Below are 18,126 nucleotides of genomic sequence, written 5' to 3'. Positions count from 1 at the left end.
TCAATGCAACTCGGCATGATCGGTCTCGGGCGAATGGGCGGCAACATCGTTCGCCGCCTGATGCGCGCGGGTCACTCCTGCGTCGTCTTCGACCGCGACCCCAAGGCGGTCGCAGCTCTGTCCTCCGAAGGCGCGACCGGCGCCGCGAGCCTGGAAGAGTTCGTCGGCAAGCTCGACGGGCCACGCCACGCCTGGGTGATGCTGCCGGCCGGCAAGATCACCGAGGCCACGATCGACCAACTGACGAAGCTGATGCAGCCCGACGATGTCGTCATCGACGGCGGCAACAGCTTCTGGCAGGACGATGTGCGTCGTGGCAAGGCGCTGAACGAGCGCGGCCTGCACTACGTCGACGTCGGCACCTCCGGCGGAGTCTGGGGGCTCGATCGCGGCTACTGCATGATGATCGGCGGCGACAAGGCGGTCGTCGACCGGCTCGATCCGATCTTCGCGAGCCTCGCACCGGGCCGCGGCGACATTCCGCCCACCCCCGGCCGAAATCAGCGCGACATCAGGGTCGAGCAGGGCTACATCCATGCCGGCCCCGTCGGTGCCGGGCATTTCGTCAAGATGATCCATAACGGCATCGAATACGGCCTGATGCAGGCTTATGCCGAAGGCTTCGACATCCTGAGGAATGCGAACAGCCACGCTCTGCCCGCAGAGCATCGCTTCGACTTCGACCTCGCCGATGTCGCCGAAGTGTGGCGCCGGGGTAGCGTGATCCCGTCCTGGCTGCTCGATCTCACCGCGATTGCGCTGGCGCGACAGCCGGGTCTGGAGACATATTCCGGCTTCGTCGAGGATTCCGGCGAAGGACGTTGGACTGTCAACGCCGCGATCGATGAGGCGGTCCCGGCCGAAGTGCTGACCGCGGCCCTGTTCGCCCGGTTCCGCTCGCGCCAGGACCATACCTTCGCGGAAAAGATTCTCTCCGCGATGCGCGAGGGCTTCGGCGGACACAAGGAGCCCGAGCAGCATCCCGACTCCGCGCACCAGAGCGCGCCTGAGATCGTCAAGCCCAAGGTGGACCGCGCGTGACTACGTCGCATCCTCGTCAGCCCGACCATCGCAAGCCCGACGCCTGCGCTTTCGTGATCTTCGGCGTGACCGGCGACCTCACCCACCGGCTCGTCCTGCCCTCGCTGTACAATCTCGCGGCCGGTCACCTGCTGCCGGAGCGGTTCTGCATCGTCGGCATTGCCCGCAAGGGCGTATCGAGCGAGCAGCTGCGTGACAATCTGATGGAGGGTTTGCGCAAATACGCGACCCGTCCGATCGAGGACGAGATCGCAAAACAACTTCTGCAATGCGTGACCGCGATCGAAGCCGACCCCAGGGAGCCGGACAGTTTCGATCAGTTGAAAGCAAGGCTGGAGAAACTGGAGGCCGCGCGGGAAACCGGTGGCAATCGCCTGTTCTATCTGGCGACGCCGCCGAGTGCCTTTGCGCCGATCGCTCAACAACTCGGACGCGTCGGCCTGCTGAGGGAAGACGGCAACGCCTGGCGTCGCCTGGTGGTCGAAAAACCGTTCGGGACCGACCTCGCATCAGCCAAGAAGCTGAACGACGAGCTGCTGGAGCTCGTCACCGAGCATCAGATCTATCGGATCGATCATTATCTCGGCAAGGAGACGGTCCAGAACATCCTGGTGCTGCGCTTCGCCAACGGCATGTTCGAGCCGATCTGGAACCGGCATCACATCGACCACGTGCAGATCACGGTCGAGGAGAAACTCGGCGTCGGCACCCGCGGCAGCTTCTATGACGCCACCGGCGCGCTGCGCGACATGGTGCCGAACCATCTGTTTCAGCTGCTCTCGCTGGTGGCGATGGAGCCGCCCGCGCGGTTCGATGCGCACACGGTCCGTTCCGAAAAGGCCGAGGTGCTGTCTGCGATCCAGCCGGTCAGCGAGCAAGAGGCGCTGCTGAACTCGGTCCGCGGCCAGTACGTAGCCGGCATGATCGGCGACACCGAACTGCCCGATTATTCCAGGACCAAGGACGTGCGTCCCGACAGCACGACCGAGACCTACGCGGCCCTCAAGCTGACGATCGACAATTGGCGCTGGGCCGGGGTGCCGTTCTATCTGCGCACCGGCAAGGCGCTCGGGGCCAAGCGCACCGAGGTCGCGATCAAGTTCCGCCAGGCACCGTTCGCGATGTTCAACTGCACGCCGGTCGAGACGCTGGCGGAAAACTATCTCGTCATCGGCATCGAGCCGACCCAAAGCATCACGCTGCAGTTCAACACCAAGGTGCCGGGTCCCACGATCCGCACCGACGGCGTGCAGATGAAGTTCAACTACAAGGATTATTTCCAGGCTGAACCGGCCACCGGCTATGAAACGCTGATCTACGACTGCATGATCGGCGACAACATCCTGTTCCAGCGCGCCGACAGCGTCGAAGCCGGCTGGAAAGCGGTGCAGCCCTTCATCGAGGCCTGGAAGAAGGCCGGCCAGGATGGCCTCCATTCCTACGCCGCCGGGAGCGACGGTCCTGACGCAGCGGCCGATCTGCTGGCCCGTGACGGCCGCAGCTGGCGTGAACTGGGCTAGGCGATGGCCGCGCAGCCTGGCCGCAAACTGGTGCGCGTCGCCGACAAGGCGGCGATGGCCAGGACCGCAGCCGAGCATCTGTTGACGCGGATCGAGGCCAATGCCGGACGGGTGGCGATCTGCCTCGCCGGCGGCTCCAGCCCCAAGCAGCTGTATGAGCTGCTCGCGACCGCACCCTATCGGGCCCGTATTCCCTGGCCGCGCCTGCACTGGTTCGTCGGCGACGAGCGGCTCGTGCCGGCCGGCGATCCCCTGCACAATATGACCATGGCGCGCGCGGCGTTTCTCGATGCCTGCGCGCCGGCCGCCAACATTCACGCGATTGAGACGGACACGATGGATCCTCACGCCGCCGCGCGGCGCTATGAGCACGAGTTGCAGGCGTTCCATGGTACGGACCGCCTCGATCCGACGCGGCCCCTGTTCGACCTGGTGCTGCTTGGCATCGGGCCGGATGGCCACACCGCCTCGCTGTTTCCCGGTTCTCCCGCCGTCGACGTTCAGGACCGCTGGGTGGTCGGCGTCGAGACCGCCAACGTCGCGCCGTTCGTGCCCCGCGTCAGCCTGACGCTGCCGACGCTGGCCTCGTGCTGGACGATGCTGTTCGAAGTGGCCGGCGCCGACAAGCGGCCGATCTTGACGCGCGTGCTCGCGGGCGAGAACCTGCCGGCCAATCGCGCCCGCTCGGACCATGAGACGCTCCTGCTCATCGATGCCGCGGCGTGGCCGGAGGATGAAAGTGGCGACGTCTGACCTGCCCCATGCGCTCGTGATCATGGGCGTATCCGGCTCTGGCAAGAGCACGATCGGCGAAGCCCTCGGCCGGCGGCTCGGATGGCGCTTCGAAGACGGCGACAGTTTTCACCCGCCGGCCAACGTCGCCAAGATGAGTGCGGGGCACCCGCTCACCGACGAGGACCGACGCCCCTGGCTGCAGGCCATCGCCGACGAGATCGCGCGCTGCCGTGCGGCGGGCGAGCATGTCATCATCGCCTGCTCGGCGCTCAAGAAGGCCTATCGCGACATTCTGGTCGCCGGCCACAGCGACGTCCGCATGGTCTATCTCAGAGGAAGCCGGGAGTTGATCGCCGACAGGATGGAGCATCGCCAGGGTCACTTCATGCCGCCCGGCCTGCTCGCCAGTCAGTTCGCCACCCTGGAAGCACCTGCCGCCGGCGAGCATCCCATCGCCGTCTCGATCGATGCCCCCGTGGCGGCGATCGTCGACGACATCCTGCAACAGCTCAACATCGGTCAGCGCCGAGCCTGACCGCGAACAGGAAGGGCTCATGACCCGCATCGCTCTCGTCGTGTCCGACGTTGACGGCACGCTTCTGACCAAGGACAAGGTCTTGACCGAACGGGCGGCGAAGGCGGTAGGCCAGCTGCACGAAGCGGGCATCGCCTTCACGCTCACCTCCAGCCGACCCGCGATCGGGATGAGCTTCCTGATCGAACCCTTGCAGATCAGCCTGCCGGTCGGACCATTCAACGGCAGCTCGATCATCGATGCCGACATGCGACCGCTGGAGCAGAGCCTGATCCCGGCCTCGGCCGCCGGGCGGTGCCTCGATCTCCTCGACCAGTCCGGCGTCGACATCTGGCTGTTCACCAGCGACGCCTGGCTGACGCGCAATCCATACGGCGACTACGTCCCCAACGAACGGCGCGCGATCCGTGCCGAGCCGACGATCATCGACGATTTCTCACCTTACCTCTCGAACGCCTGCAAGATCGTCGGCTCGAGCAACGATTTCGACCTGCTTGCCCGCTGCGAGGGTGAGATGCGCGAGGCGCTGGGCGCCGAAGCGACGGCCGTCCGCTCGCAGAGCTACTACCTCGACATCACTCCGCCGGGCCGGAACAAGGGGACCTTCGTTGCAGCCATGGCGGAGCGGCTCGGCATTCCGCTCGAACAGGTCGCCACCATCGGCGACATGCACAACGACGTCGCGATGTTCGAGGTCAGCGGGCTGTCGATTGCCATGGGCAACGCCAGCGACGAGGTGAAGAGCCACGCCAAGCGCGTCACGACCTCCAACCAGGACGAAGGCTTTGCCAATGCGATGGAGATGATCCTGGCCGAGAACGCGCAAGGCTAACCAACACGGCTAGCCGATAAGCCGCACGCATCGGGCTCAGGACTCGGAGCGCTGCTTTGCCGGCTTGTCGCAGGTCTTCTTGGCCCCGCTGAGATTCTGCGCCGTGTTGATCAGCGCGATGTGCGTGAGCGCCTGGGGGAAGTTGCCGGTCTGCCGCCGCGCCTGCGTGTCGTATTCCTCCGCAAGCAGGCCCACATCATTGGCAATGGCCACCACGCGTTGGAACAGCGTCTCGGCCTTGGCGATGTTGCCGGCCAGCACATGCGCATCGGCCAGCCACAGCGTGCAGGCGAGGAAGGCGCCTTCGATCGGCTGCTCCTCCTCGGCGGAGAGCTCGCGCGGATCATGGCGCAGCACGAAGCCGTCACGCAGCAGATGCTGTTCGATCGCTTCGATCGTGCCACGGATACGCGGATCGGAGCTCGGCAGGAAGCCGACCGCGGGCAGCAGCAGCAGGCTCGCGTCGAGCAGCTGCGAGCCATAGGAGTCCACGAAACTGTCGAGACCGGCGTCATAGCCGTTTTCGCAGACATCGCGGTGGATGGTGTCACGCAACCGCGTCCAGCGCTCGAGCGGCGCATCGAAGCCGAATTTCTCGGCGCTCTTGATGGCGCGGTCGAAAGCCACCCAGGTCATCACTTTGGAGAAGACGTAGTGGCGGCCGTCGCCGCGGCGCTCCCAGATGCCGTTATCGGGCTGGTCCCAGAAGTCGGTGAGATGATCGAGCACCGCGCATTCCAGCTCCCAGGTGCCGTCATCCAGCTTCAGCTTGGTCATGCGGGCCTGATGGAAGGCGTCCATCAGCTCGCCATAGACGTCGAGCTGCAGCTGCGCATGAGCGGCATTGCCGATCCGGACCGGCTGGGCGCCCTCATAGCCCGGCAGCCATTCCGCTTCCCACTCCATCAGCCGCCGCTGGCCCATGATGCCATACATGATCTGCATGCAGGCCGGCGCGCCAGCGGCCGCGCGCAGCAGCCAGTTGTGCCACGCCAGCGCTTCCTCGGTATAGCCGGAGTTCATCAGCGCCAGCAGCGTGAAGGTGGCGTCGCGCAGCCAGCAGAAGCGGTAGTCCCAGTTGCGCTTGCCGCCGAGCTTCTCCGGCAGCGAGGTGGTCGGCGCCGCGACGATACCGCCGGTCGGGCCATAAGTGAGCGCCTTGAGCGTGATCAGCGATCGCATCACGAGGTCGCGATGATCACCCCGATAGCTGCAGCGGCCCGACCAGTCCGTCCAGAACGCCTCGGTATCATCAAGCGCCTGATCCGGATCGATCGGCTTGGGCACCGCGAGGTGGGAGGGTCCATAGGTCAGCACGAACGGCACGGTGTCGCCGGCCGTGACCTCGAACTCGGCCACCGTCGTCATGTTCTCGCCACGGGTTTCGATCGGCGTGCGCAGCACCGTCATGTCCGGGCCGCAGATGGCGAGCAGCGCGGAACGATCCTCCGAGCGCTTCACCCAGGGAATCTCCACGCCCAAGCCGAAGCGGATGATCAGGTCCATGCGCATGCCGACATGGCCGGAGACACCGCGAACGAGGCGGACGATGTCGGACGCGCTCCCCCGCGGCGGCATGAAGTCGATCAGCTCGACCGTGCCTGTAGCGGTCTCGAACCGGGTTTCGAGAATCAGGCTGTCGCCGCGATAGCGGCGCGACACTGCGGTGACCTCACCGCCCGGCTCGATCAACCAGCGTCCATTGCCGTGATCGCCGAGCAGTGCCGCGAAACAGGCATCCGAGTCGAAAGCCGGCCAGCACAGCCAGTCGATCGACCCGTTGCGGCTGACGAGCGCAGCCGTCTCGCAATCACCAATCAGCGCGTAGTCTTCGATCCTGCAGGACATTTCACATCCGTATGCAAATGCCCCCCGCCGCTTCTCAAACGCCCGCCGGGCTGATCCGTTCGGCGGTTGCCGCCCTCAGCGCCTCGGCATCGATCGCACCGGTGATGTCTTCGATCGCGACCGGCATCTTGCGCTGCCAGTTGGGATGCTCGTCGATCGTGCCGGGAATGTTCGGCTGGTCGACCACGCCGAGCAGGTCTTCCAGCGAAATCGCAAGCAGCCGTGACCGCGTTCGCGACAGGAAGCCGATCGCCGAATAGACGTCGTTCTTTTCGATCGCGTTGTGGCGCAGCACCTCGTCCCACAGCCCCAACGCGCGCCAGCGCTCCTCGTCGGTCTCGCCGGGATCGATGTCGAGCCCGCGCTTGGTCGTGAGATCGCCGAACGAGCGCCAGCCGGCATAGGTCGAGAGGTCGTGCGTGTTCAGTGTCACCAGGGCGTTCGGCGGATAGGCATCGACATCGCGGAAGCGCCCATTGTCGTCGCGCTCGAAGATCATCACCTTGTACGACCACAGGCCCCAATCGGCCATCTGCTCGCGAAACCCTTCCGGAACGGTACCGAGATCCTCGCCGATGACGATGCACTCGTTCGCGACGCTCTCCATTGTGGTGGCGGCCAGCAGCGCGTCGAAGGGCATCTGGACATAGGCCCCCTGCTTGGCCGGAAAGCCGTGCGGGACCAGATAGAGCCGCTTCAGACCGAGCACGTGATCGAGCCGGATCGCACCGGCATGGCGCATCGACGCCCGCACCATCTCCCGGAAGGGTTCGAAGTTCTTCAATTCGAGCCCCGGCGCATTGAAGCCGGCCAGGCCCCAGTTCTGTCCGACCGTATTCAAAGGATCGGGCGGCGCGCCGACGGATAGCGTCCGCGAGATGGCTCCCTGCTCGTTCCAGGCGTCGAAGCCGTCGGATTGGACGCCGACCGCGACGTCGAGATAGAGACCCACCTTCATGCCCAGCCGATGGGCAAGCTCCTTGCAATGGCGCAGCTGTCGTTCGGCGAGCCACTGCACATAGGCCACGAATTCGGCCTCACGACGGTCGGGGCCGTTGAGCAGCGCCGCACAGCGCGCCGCGTCGGGCTCGCGCCATTCCGCGGGCCATTCCCACCATGGCTGCTGGAAGCGATGCCGCAGCACTTCGAAGCAGGTGAAGCGCGCGAGCAGGTCGCCACGCTCGGCCCGATAGGTCTTGAACTCGGCGGCCTCGGCGCTGTCCGGCGTCGCCATGAAGGCCTTGAAGGCGGCGCGCAGGGCCGGCCATTTCAGCGCCGCGACCCCCTTGTAATCGACGAACTCGGCTTGCCTCAGCTGCTGCAGCAGCTTGCTGTCGGGCCGCTTCCGGAAGCCCGGGGCTTGCTCGACATCGACATAGAGCGCGTTCAGGAACAGTCGGCTGTTCGGAGCGTAGGGGCTGAAATCCCCGGGCCGGTCATCGAACAACGCATGCAGCGGATTGAGACCGACGCCGTCGGTGCCGAGCTTTGCTCCGAGCTCGATCAGATTGGCCAGATCGGTGAAATCACCCATGCCCCAGTTGCGGCCTGAGCGAATGCCGTAGAGCTGCACCGCCAACAGCCAGCCGCGGTCGAAATCGCCACCGAACGCCTTCTCCGGAGCGACCAGCAGCGGCAAATCCTCGCGGCATGACGACGCATCCGCAAGCTCGAGGCGATAGCTGCCCGCCGGAAGATCCGCTGGCCATTCGACCAGCGCCTCGCCCGTCTCACCGCTGGCAACCTGCACATCCCCGCGCTTGATGGTCCATACGACCGGCAGCTTGGCCGCCTCGTTGAGCCGGCTGCGGGCCGGCTGCCCGGACCGAATCACGATTGCACCGCTCAGCAGCCGGTGAGGCGTGGGCCTGGGGAAGGCCTCGACGATGATTTTGAGGGCCGCCTCGTCGGTAACGCGGCGCTGACCCTGACCGTCATAGAATTCTGTCAGGATTCCGAGACTATGAGCTTCTTTGAAGAGATCCATTCGGCACGCGATCTGGACGTGAAGGGAGTCGCACGTCATGAAATTGTTGTTGGACAGCAAGAGGATAGACCCCTAACGCGCCGCACTTGGCCTCGTTCCCTCGGGAACAAAACCCTCGTCTGCAGCTTTGTATGGGGTCGTCTCGATTCATAGCGAACCGGGACACCGTTTTGTTGTCAATGGCATCACCGTGAACAAATTTGCGCACAGGTTCGAGAGCGTCGTTCCCCGAGACGCTTTCTCCCCTATTCTGCCCCCTTTTGAGGAGAGCCGCATCTGTCGGGGCCAAGTCGCCTCCGATCACAGCCGATTCACTATCCTCCGTCCGGTGAGAGCCCCATGAACGTGATGTCGTCTCTGGATGCGACCGACCTCGTGACGACGACCGATGGCGACGGTCTCTGGTACAAGGATGCGATCATCTACCAGCTGCACGTCAAAGCCTTCGCCGACAGCAACAATGACGGCGTCGGCGACTTCGCCGGCCTGACCGACAAGCTCGATTATCTGCAGGACCTCGGCGTCACCACGCTGTGGCTGTTGCCGTTCTATCCTTCCCCCGGCCGTGACGATGGCTACGACATCGCCGATTACGGCAGCATCAATCCCGATTTCGGGACGATGAAGGATTTCAAGCGCTTCATCCAGGAGGCCAAGCGGCGCGGGCTGCGGGTGATCACCGAGCTCGTGGTCAACCACACCTCCGACCAGCACCACTGGTTCAAGCGCGCCCGGCGCAGCCCGCCCGGCTCCAGCGCCCGCAACTGGTATGTCTGGAGCGACACCGACCAGAAATATCTCGGCACGCGAATCATCTTCACCGATACCGAGAAGTCCAACTGGACCTGGGATCCGGAAGCCGGCCAGTTCTACTGGCATCGCTTTTTCTCGCATCAGCCGGACCTCAACTTCGACAATCCGCGCGTGGTCAACGCCATCATCCAGGTGATGAAGCGCTGGCTCGATGCCGGCGTCGACGGCTTCCGGCTCGATGCCATCCCCTACCTCTGCGAGCGCGACGGCACCAACAACGAGAACCTTCCCGAGACGCATGCGATCATTAAGCGCCTGCGGGTCGAGCTCGACAATTACGCCAAGGACAAGCTGCTGTTGGCCGAGGCCAACCAATGGCCGGAGGACGTGCAGGAATATTTCGGCCAGGGCGACGAATGCCACATGGCCTATCACTTCCCGCTGATGCCGCGCATCTATATGGCGATCGCGCAGGAGGACCGTTTCCCGATCACCGACATCCTGCGCCAGACGCCCGACATTCCCGCGACCTGCCAATGGGCGCTGTTCCTCCGCAACCATGACGAGCTGACCTTGGAAATGGTGACCGACGTCGAGCGCGACTATTTGTGGTCGACCTATGCGAATGATCCGCGCGCGCGGATCAATGTCGGCATCCGCCGGCGCCTGGCGCCGCTGATGGACAACGACCGGCGCAAAATCGAGCTGATGAACTCGCTGCTGCTGTCGTTCCCGGGTACGCCGATCATCTATTACGGCGACGAGATCGGCATGGGCGACAACATCTATCTCGGTGACCGCAACGGCGTGCGCACGCCGATGCAGTGGACGCCGGACCGCAATGGCGGCTTCTCCCGCGCCGATCCGGCACGGCTCTATGCGCCGATGATCATGGACCCCGTCTATGGCTATGAAGCCGTCAACGTCGAGGCGCAGTCGCGCAGTCTCTCGTCACTGTTGAACGCGACCAAGAAGCTGATCTCGGTCCGCAAGTCGACGCTCGCGTTCGGCCGCGGCACCATGAGCTTCATCCGGCCCGCCAACCGGTCCGTGCTGGCCTATGTGCGGCAGTACAAGGACGAGGTCATCCTTTGCGTCGCCAATCTGTCGCGTTCGGCGCAGGCGACCGAGCTCGACCTTTCCGCCTTCAAGGATCGCGTGCCGAACGAGATGTTGGGCCGTTCGCGCTTTCCTGCGATCGGCGAGCGGCCCTACATGATCACGCTGGCGCCTTACGGCTTCTACTGGTTCGAGCTGAAGGAGCGCGACAAGTCAGAACCCGTCATCCAACGCGTGGTGCCGGAATTCGAGACACTGGTGGTACCGCTCGGCTCGACCTGGGTGACGCTCGCGCGCACGCGCAGCGTGTTCGAGCGCGACGTGCTGCCCGGCCATCTCGCGCGCACGCGCTGGTATTCGGACCGTTCGGCAGAGGCGATTCATCCGACCTTGACGTCCGCGATTCCATTCTGCGACATCGGTGACAACCGGCCCTGGTTGATCTTCTTCAAGGCCGCCGAGCGGAAAGAGCAGCTGCGCTATCTGCTGCCGATGCAGATCGACTGGGTTCGCTTCGATCGCGAGCGCTACAATCCGCACGCCTTTGCCGCCGTGCGCCAAGGCGCCCGCGAAGGCACCCTGCTCGACGCCGCGACGAGTCCGATCTTCCTCGCACTGCTGCTGCGCAATCTCGGACAATCGCTCACGGTCGAAGAGAACGGCCTGCGGCTGGAATTCCGTCCGACCTCCAAGTTTCCCGACAGGCCCATCCGTGAATCCGAGCAGGTCCGCGTGATCGAGACCGACCGCTGTAGCACCAAGGCTGTCGTCAACAACGAGTTCTTCATCAAGATTCATCGCGAGCTCGAGGCCGGCGTCCATCCCGAAATCGATATCGGCGTCTTCCTGACTGAAATCGTCGGCTTCCCAAACGTGCCGCCGCTGCTCGGCGGCGTCGAGATGATCCAGGACGGCGGGAGCTGGACGGTCAGCAGCGTCCATGGCTTCGTCGAGAACCAGGGAGACGGCTGGACCGTCACCGCGGCCTATCTCGACCGCTTCGTCGACGACCAGCGCGTGTTCGCGGCCAGCGGGGACGAGCGCCAGAGCGAGGAGCAGCCGCCTTACCTGCGCTACATGACGCAGGCGGGTCGGCGGGTCGGCGAGCTGCATGCCGCGCTGGCCTCTCGCGGCGATCTGGCCGATTTCGCCCCGGAGCCGACCACAGCAGACGATCTTGATCATTGGATCGACCGGCTTCGCGCCCAGGCTGGCCGCGTCTTGGCGGGCTTGAGCGAGCACCGCGACCAGCTCAAGGACCCCGAACGGGGGCTGGTCGATCAGGTGCTCGCCAGGCGCGCCGAGCTGTCGGAGCAGTTGAGCACGTTGATCTCGCACCATGTCGGCGGCTGCGGCATCCGCGTGCATGGCGATTTCCATCTCGGCCAGATCATAATCGTGAAGGATGACATCTTCATCATCGATTTCGACGGCGATGAGGAGCAGCCGCTCGCCGAACGCCGGCGCAAGGCGCCGCCCGCTCGCGACATTGCCGGCTTCCTGCGCTCGATCGATTGCTCGGTTCGTGTCGCGCTGGAACGCGTCCTGAGAGCCGGCCCGGATGATCACGGCAGGCTTGCAGCCGCGCTTTCGGACTGGCGCGATCACGCGACCACTGCCTTTCTGGCCGGTTATCGCGAGATCAAGGCCAATCAGCGCCTCTGGCCCGACGATCCGCACACCGCGGAGGCGCTCCTTAACTTTTTCATGCTGGAAAAAGCGATCGGAGCGCTTGAATATGACTTGGCTCACCGGCCGGATTGGCTACGCGTCGCGCTGGGCAACCTGCTTCGCGTCCTCTCCGTGCCAGCATCAGCCAGCGAGTGCTCATGACCCATCTTTCTCCCGAGGCGTTTGCGATCGTAGAAGGTCGGCATGCCGACCCGTTTCGCTATCTCGGTCAGCACAGTGTGGACGGCAGAACCGTCGTGCGCGCCTTCCTGCCCGAGGCCTCCCGGGTCGAGGCGGTCGGTGAGCAAGGTGAAGTCGCGCCGCTTTCGCGCATTCATGACGCCGGCCTGTTCACCGGAACCATGTCGTCTCCCCAGCGCTACCGGCTTCGGGCCACCTTCGGCGATGACGTCACCGACCTCGATGACCCCTATCGCTTCCTGCCGATCCTGAGCGATTTCGACCTGCATCTGCTCGGCGAGGGCAACCACGAGCGGCTCTACGACAAGCTCGGCGCACATCCGATGGTGCTCGACGGCGTCGAGGGAGTGGGCTTCGTCGTGCTCGCCCCCAACGCTCGGCGCGTCAGCGTGGTCGGGGATTTCAACTTCTGGAACGCGCGCCGCCACCCGATGCGTGTTCGCGGCAATGGCTATTGGGAGCTGTTTATCCCCCGCGCCAAGGCCGGCGATCACTACAAGTTCGACATCATCGGCCCGCAGGGCGAGCACCTGCCGCTGAAGGCCGATCCGATGGCGTTCGCGGCCGAGCTGCGCCCCAAGACCGCATCGATCGTGCTGGACGAAACGCGACTGCCGCGGCCGCGGCCAGCGCCCGATGACGTCAACAAGCTGCACAAGCCGGTCTCGATCTACGAGGTGCATCTCGGGTCCTGGCGACGCAAGGACGATAATCAGTGGCTCACCTATCGCGAGCTGGCCGAGCAACTGCCCGCCTATGTCCGCGACATGGGCTTCACGCATGTCGAATTCCTGCCGGTCAGCGAGCATCCGTTCGACGGCTCCTGGGGCTATCAGCCGACCGGCCTGTTCGCACCGACCAGCCGCTTCGGCACCCCGGAGGATTTCTGCGCGCTGATCGACGCCTGCCATCGCGAGGGGCTTGCGGTGTGGCTCGATTGGGTGCCTGGCCATTTCCCCGACGATCCGCATGGCCTCGGGCATTTCGACGGCACGGCGCTTTACGAGCATGCCAATCCGATGCAGGGCCGACATCTCGACTGGGGCACCCTGATCTATAATTTCGGCCGCACCGAAGTCGCCAACTTCCTGCGCTCCAATGCGCTGTTCTGGCTGGAGCGTTACGCCATCGATGGCCTGCGCGTCGACGCGGTCGCCTCGATGCTCTATCTCGACTACAGCCGTCCCTCGGGCGGCTGGATTCCGAACAAGTATGGCGGACGCGAGAACCTCGACGCGATCGAATTCCTGCGCCGGGTCAACATCGAGCTGTTCGGTCATTTTCCGCAGGCGACCACGGCGGCCGAGGAATCCACCGCCTGGCCGCAGGTGTCACGGCCGGTCGACATGGGCGGCCTCGGCTTCGGCTACAAATGGAACATGGGGTGGATGCACGACACCCTGGGCTATGTCAGCAAGGATCCGATCCATCGCAAATACCATCACGGCGAGATTCTGTTCGGGCTACACTACGCATTTTCCGAAAATTTCATCCTGCCGCTGTCGCATGACGAGGTCGTGCACGGCAAGCGCTCGATCCTCGGCCGGATGCCGGGAGACGACTGGCAGCGCTTCGCGAACTTGCGCGCCTATTACAGCTTCATGTTCGGGCATCCGGGCAAGAAACTGCTGTTCATGGGCTGCGAACTCGCTCAGGAGCGCGAGTGGAATCACGATTCCTCGCTCGACTGGCACCTGCTCGGTGATGCCAAGTATGCCGGCATCCAGGCCCTGATCCGCGACCTCAACCATCTCTACCGCAACGAGCCGGCGCTCCATGAGCGGGACTGCGAGCCGGACGGCTTCGAATGGCTGATCACCGACGACGCCGACCGCAATGCCTTCGCCTGGGTGAGAAAAGGCTTCGATCCACGCGCGCGTTGCGTCGTGATCGTGAACTTTTCGCCCAACGTGTATTACAATTACCGGGTCCGCGTGCCGTTCGGCGGCAAATGGCGGGAAGTTTTCAATTCAGACTCCCTGCACTATGGCGGCAGCAATGTCGGCAATGTCGGCCAGGTCCATGCCTCAGAAGACAACCAGCTCAACCTCATCCTCCCGCCCATGGCAGCGGTATTTCTCGTCCCGGAAGCCTGACGCAATGCGTTTGTCGGCAGGAAGTCATGCCCGTCTCGGTGCCACCTGGGACGGACGAGGGACTAATTTTGCGCTGTTTTCGGCCAACGCCGAGAAGGTCGAGCTCTGCCTGTTCGACAGCCAGGGCCGACGGGAGATCGAGCGGATCGAGCTGCCCGAGCGCACCGAGGACGTCTGGCATGGCTATCTCAACGACGTCTCGCCGGGGCAGCTCTATGGCTACCGCGTCTACGGTCCCTATGAGCCGGAACGCGGCCATCGCTTCAATGCCAACAAGCTCCTGCTCGACCCCTATGCGAAGCGGCTGGCCGGGCGCCTTGTCTGGAGCGACGCCCATTTCGCCTATCGCGCCGGCTCGCCGCGCGAGGATCTCTCCTTCGACCGGCGCGACAACGCCCGCGGGATGCCCAAGGCGGTCGTCATCGACGAGACCTTCAACTGGGGCCGGCGCGAGATGCGCCCGCAAATTCCCTGGGAAGACACGATCATCTACGAGGCCCACATCAAGGGCCTGACCAACAAACGCGACGACATCCCGCCCAACCTGCGCGGCACCTATGGTGGCCTGTCGTCGCCGGCGATGATCAAGCATCTGAAGCGGCTCGGCGTCACGACGGTCGAGCTGCTGCCGATCCACGCCTTCATCGACGACCGCATGCTGGTCGAGAAGAAGCTGGTCAACTACTGGGGCTACAACACCATCTCGTTCTTCGCGCCGGAGCCGCGCTACGCGCAGGACAATCCGCTCGATGCTTTCAGAACGACGGTGGCGCGCCTGCACGACGCCGGCATCGAGGTGATGCTCGACGTCGTCTACAACCATACCGCCGAGGGCAACCATCTCGGACCGACGCTGTGCTATCGGGGTATCGACAACGCGTCCTACTACTGGCTGAAGCCCGAGGATCCCCGGTTCTACGATGACTTCACCGGCTGCGGCTCGTCCGTCAACCTGACCCATCCGCGCGTGCTGCAGATGGTGATGGACTCGCTGCGCTACTGGGTCGAGGTCTGCCACGTCGACGGTTTCCGCTTCGATCTCGCCACGACGCTGGCCCGCGAGAAGCACGGCTTCGACCGGAGGAGCGGCTTTCTGACGGCCATCCGCCAGGACCCCGTGCTGGCCAGCGTCAAGCTGGTCGCCGAACCATGGGATGTCGGTCTCGGTGGCTACCAGGTCGGCGCCTTCCCCTCGCAATGGTCGGAGTGGAACGACCGCTATCGCAGCGCCATGCGCCGCTACTGGAGTGGTGAAGGCAGCCTGATCGGCGAGGTTTCGGGGCGCATGACCGGCTCGTCGGACATCTTCAATCATGACGGCCGCACCCAACGCGCCAGTGTCAACCACGTCACCGTCCATGATGGTTTCACCCTGGCCGATCTGTTCAGCTACAACAGCAAGCACAACGAGGCCAACGGCGAGGACAATCGCGACGGCTCCAACGACAACCACAGCAACAATTGCGGCCATGAGGGACCGACCGACGATCCCGCGATCACTGCGCTGCGCCGACAGCTGCGCAAGAATCAGCTCGCCTGTTTGTTCCTCGCCCAGGGACTGCCGCTGCTGCTCGCCGGGGACGAGGTCGGCAATTCGCAGCACGGCAACAACAACGCCTATTGCCAGGACAACGAGGTCGGCTGGGTGGATTGGAGCGGAACGGGCCGCGAGGGCGACGACCTCATCGACTTCATCGCGCACATGACCGAGCTGCGCCGCCGCTTCGGCCAGATTCGCGCGCGCCGCTGGCTCGACGGCCGCCGCTCGGACGGCAGTTTCGGCGTGCTGTGGCTGACGCCGTCGGCAGAAGAAATGACGCAAACGGACTGGACCTTTCCCGACGGTCGATTTCTCGCCTATGTGCTCGCGCCGGTGGAACAGGAGCAGGCTCCGATCTTTATCGTTCTCAACGCCGCCCCCGAAGAGATCGGATTCAATTTGCCCAAGCTCGCCGAATACAAGACGTGGCAACAGGTCCTCAACACCACCGAAGTCCAGCAGAAACCGATCGACTTCGCCTCTGGTGCCGAGCTCAAGGCGCCGCCGCGCTCCGTTCTGGCGTATGCGGGCCTGTCATGACCGCGCGCCGGTTCGGGCCCGAAATCACCAAGCACTGCGTCGCGTTCCGGCTGTGGGCGCCTGCCGCCGAGCGCGTCGATCTGGTGCTCGACAAGAAGTACGCGATGCAGCGCCTGGATGGCGGCTGGTATGCGCTCGATGTCGCCGGGATCGGCGCCGGTGCGACGTACAAGTTTCGCATCGACGATGAGATCGACGTGCCGGATCCCGGCTCGGACTTCCAGCCGGAGGACGTATTCGGTCCGAGCGAGGTCATCGATCACGGCGCTTACGCCTGGCGTGCCAAGGATTGGCGCGGCCGCCCCTGGCAGGACGCGGTGTTCCTCGAGAGCCATGTCGGCACTTTCACGCCGGAAGGCACTTATCGCGCGATGATCGACAAGCTCGATCATCTCGTCGAGACCGGTATCACCGCGCTCGAGCTGATGCCGCTGGCGGATTTTGCCGGCCAGCGCAACTGGGGCTATGACGGTGTGCTGCTCTACGCGCCGGACAGCGCCTATGGTCGTCCCGACGATCTCCGCGCCCTCATCGACGAGGCGCATCTTCGCGGTGTGATGGTGTTTCTCGACGTGGTCTACAATCACTTCGGCCCCGAGGGAAACTACATCGGCCTGTATGCACCGACCTTCTTCACCGACGCGCATACGCCGTGGGGCAGCGCCATCGACTACCGGCGGCCGGAGGTGCGCGCCTTCGCGATCGAAAACGCACTGCACTGGCTTTCGGATTATCGGTTCGACGGCCTCCGCTTCGACGCGGTCAATCACATCCTTGCCACCAAGGATGATGAGGTGCCGTTGCTGCACGAGCTGAGCGCCGCCGTCGGCAAGCTCGCCGAAGCGACGGGACGGCACATCCATCTCGTGCTCGAAAACGGCGACAATCGCGCCAGCATGCTGGACGCCGCGGAAGATCCGCCGCGCGGCAAGTTCCGCGCGCAGTGGAACGACGACTATCACCACGCCTGGCACGTGATGCTGACCGCTGAAAGCGGCGGCTACTACGGCGACTATCAGCAGTCGCCGCGCGGCGACCTCGCACGCGCGCTCGGCTCCGGCTTCGTCTACCAGGGCGAGCCGGCGGCGTTCTGGGGCGGCGATCCACGGGGTGAGCCGAGCGGTCATCTGGCCCCCGGTGCCTTTGTCAATTTCCTGCAGAACCACGACCAGATCGGCAACCGCGTATTCGGCGACAGGCTGGAGGCGCTGGCGCCGCCGGCGGGGATCGCGGCTGCGCTGGCGGTGACCCTCCTCGCTCCAATGGTCCCGATGCTGTTCATGGGCGAAGAGTGGGGCTCCAAGCAGCCGTTCCCATTCTTCTGCGACTTCCATGGCGATCTCGCGCACGCGGTGCGCAAGGGACGGCGCAGGGAATACGAGTGGGCATACGCCAAATATGGCGACGAGGTCCCGGACCCCCTCGACGTCGAGACCTTCAAATCCGCGATCATCGACTGGAACGCCCGCCATGAACCGGCCGGCCGCGAACGGCTGGTGCTGGTGCGCGATCTGCTCGCCGTGCGCCACAGGCATGTGGCGCCGCGGCTGCCGGGCGCGACCTTCGGTGAAGCTGACGTGACCGATGATGGCCGCCTGACCGCCCATTGGGTGATGGGCGACGGCACGAGACTGAGGCTGCTGGCCAATGTCTCGGATAAGGCGATCGCCGCGCCCTCAAACGAATTCTCGGGCACGCCGATCTGGGGCGGCACGCCCGGTGAACGCCTGCCAGCATGGTCCGTGTTCTGGAGCATCGGAGGATAGCC

General features: G+C 64.5%; 10 protein-coding genes and 1 pseudogene. 9 read left to right on the top strand and 2 right to left on the bottom strand.

Features of this window, described 5'->3' with window-relative positions:
* Nucleotides 1-3 precede the first annotated feature (3 nt).
* The 5 genes from gnd to LQG66_RS32055 are packed head-to-tail and all read left to right on the top strand — an operon-like array spanning nt 4 to nt 4,663.
* Entirely contained in the window at nt 4-1,041 is a 1,038-nt protein-coding gene (gene gnd / locus LQG66_RS32075; protein WP_231328033.1) for a phosphogluconate dehydrogenase (NAD(+)-dependent, decarboxylating), read from the top strand.
* Nucleotides 1,038-2,561, top strand: a complete 1,524-nt coding sequence (zwf, locus tag LQG66_RS32070) for a glucose-6-phosphate dehydrogenase (RefSeq protein WP_231319807.1) — start codon at nt 1,038-1,040, stop codon at nt 2,559-2,561. Before gnd ends, zwf begins: the two co-directional genes overlap by 4 nt.
* Before the next feature lie 3 nt (nt 2,562-2,564).
* A complete protein-coding gene (pgl, locus tag LQG66_RS32065; RefSeq protein ID WP_231319806.1) occupies nt 2,565-3,314 on the top strand; it encodes a 6-phosphogluconolactonase in 750 nt (249 codons plus the stop codon).
* On the top strand, nt 3,295-3,831 hold the full coding sequence (locus LQG66_RS32060) for a gluconokinase (RefSeq protein WP_425601264.1): 537 nt from the start codon (nt 3,295-3,297) through the stop codon (nt 3,829-3,831). Before pgl ends, LQG66_RS32060 begins: the two co-directional genes overlap by 20 nt.
* Before the next feature lie 19 nt (nt 3,832-3,850).
* Nucleotides 3,851-4,663: an HAD family hydrolase gene (locus tag LQG66_RS32055; RefSeq protein WP_231319804.1), complete on the top strand. Its 813-nt coding sequence runs from the start codon at nt 3,851-3,853 to the stop codon at nt 4,661-4,663.
* A 36-nt stretch (nt 4,664-4,699) separates the two neighbouring features.
* On the opposite strand, the pseudogene LQG66_RS32050 reads toward LQG66_RS32055, so the two are convergent.
* A pseudogene (locus LQG66_RS32050) lies at nt 4,700-6,517 on the bottom strand (glycoside hydrolase family 15 protein); the annotation flags it as partial.
* 28 nt (nt 6,518-6,545) lie between these two features.
* Nucleotides 6,546-8,498: a 4-alpha-glucanotransferase gene (malQ, locus tag LQG66_RS32045; protein ID WP_231319802.1), complete on the bottom strand. Its 1,953-nt coding sequence runs from the start codon at nt 8,496-8,498 to the stop codon at nt 6,546-6,548.
* Between the two features lie 339 nt (nt 8,499-8,837).
* Between malQ and treS the strand changes: the two genes are divergently transcribed.
* From treS to treZ, 4 genes are read left to right on the top strand one after another with little or no spacing between them, the layout of a single operon-like run.
* A complete protein-coding gene (gene treS, locus LQG66_RS32040; RefSeq protein WP_231319801.1) occupies nt 8,838-12,143 on the top strand; it encodes a maltose alpha-D-glucosyltransferase in 3,306 nt (1,101 codons plus the stop codon).
* Complete coding sequence (gene glgB / locus LQG66_RS32035) at nt 12,140-14,278, top strand: 1,4-alpha-glucan branching protein GlgB (RefSeq protein ID WP_231319800.1); 2,139 nt, start codon at nt 12,140-12,142, stop codon at nt 14,276-14,278. The genes treS and glgB overlap by 4 nt, the downstream gene beginning before the upstream one ends.
* A 4-nt stretch (nt 14,279-14,282) precedes the next feature.
* Nucleotides 14,283-16,358 (top strand): glycogen debranching protein GlgX, encoded by a 2,076-nt coding sequence (gene glgX / locus LQG66_RS32030; protein ID WP_231319799.1) that lies wholly within the window; start codon nt 14,283-14,285, stop codon nt 16,356-16,358.
* Complete coding sequence (gene treZ / locus LQG66_RS32025) at nt 16,355-18,124, top strand: malto-oligosyltrehalose trehalohydrolase (protein ID WP_231319798.1); 1,770 nt, start codon at nt 16,355-16,357, stop codon at nt 18,122-18,124. Before glgX ends, treZ begins: the two co-directional genes overlap by 4 nt.
* Nucleotides 18,125-18,126 lie beyond the last annotated feature (2 nt).

This window comes from Bradyrhizobium ontarionense, from assembly GCF_021088345.1.
GTDB lineage: Bacteria > Pseudomonadota > Alphaproteobacteria > Rhizobiales > Xanthobacteraceae > Bradyrhizobium > Bradyrhizobium ontarionense.
The sequence above is the reverse complement of the archived record's forward strand: the minus strand, read 5'-3'. Positions and strand labels throughout refer to the sequence as shown.

Bases quoted from the DNA above. Each gene is read 5' to 3' on its own strand.
- gnd (WP_231328033.1), top strand. From the start codon at position 4: ATGCAACTCGGCATGATCGGTCTCGGGCGAATGGGCGGCAACATCGTT.
- pgl (WP_231319806.1), top strand. From the start codon at position 2,565: ATGGCCGCGCAGCCTGGCCGCAAACTGGTGCGCGTCGCCGACAAGGCG.
- LQG66_RS32060 (WP_425601264.1), top strand. From the start codon at position 3,295: ATGAAAGTGGCGACGTCTGACCTGCCCCATGCGCTCGTGATCATGGGC.
- LQG66_RS32055 (WP_231319804.1), top strand. From the start codon at position 3,851: ATGACCCGCATCGCTCTCGTCGTGTCCGACGTTGACGGCACGCTTCTG.
- malQ (WP_231319802.1), bottom strand. From the start codon at position 8,498: ATGGATCTCTTCAAAGAAGCTCATAGTCTCGGAATCCTGACAGAATTC.
- treS (WP_231319801.1), top strand. From the start codon at position 8,838: ATGAACGTGATGTCGTCTCTGGATGCGACCGACCTCGTGACGACGACC.
- glgB (WP_231319800.1), top strand. From the start codon at position 12,140: ATGACCCATCTTTCTCCCGAGGCGTTTGCGATCGTAGAAGGTCGGCAT.
- glgX (WP_231319799.1), top strand. From the start codon at position 14,283: ATGCGTTTGTCGGCAGGAAGTCATGCCCGTCTCGGTGCCACCTGGGAC.
- treZ (WP_231319798.1), top strand. From the start codon at position 16,355: ATGACCGCGCGCCGGTTCGGGCCCGAAATCACCAAGCACTGCGTCGCG.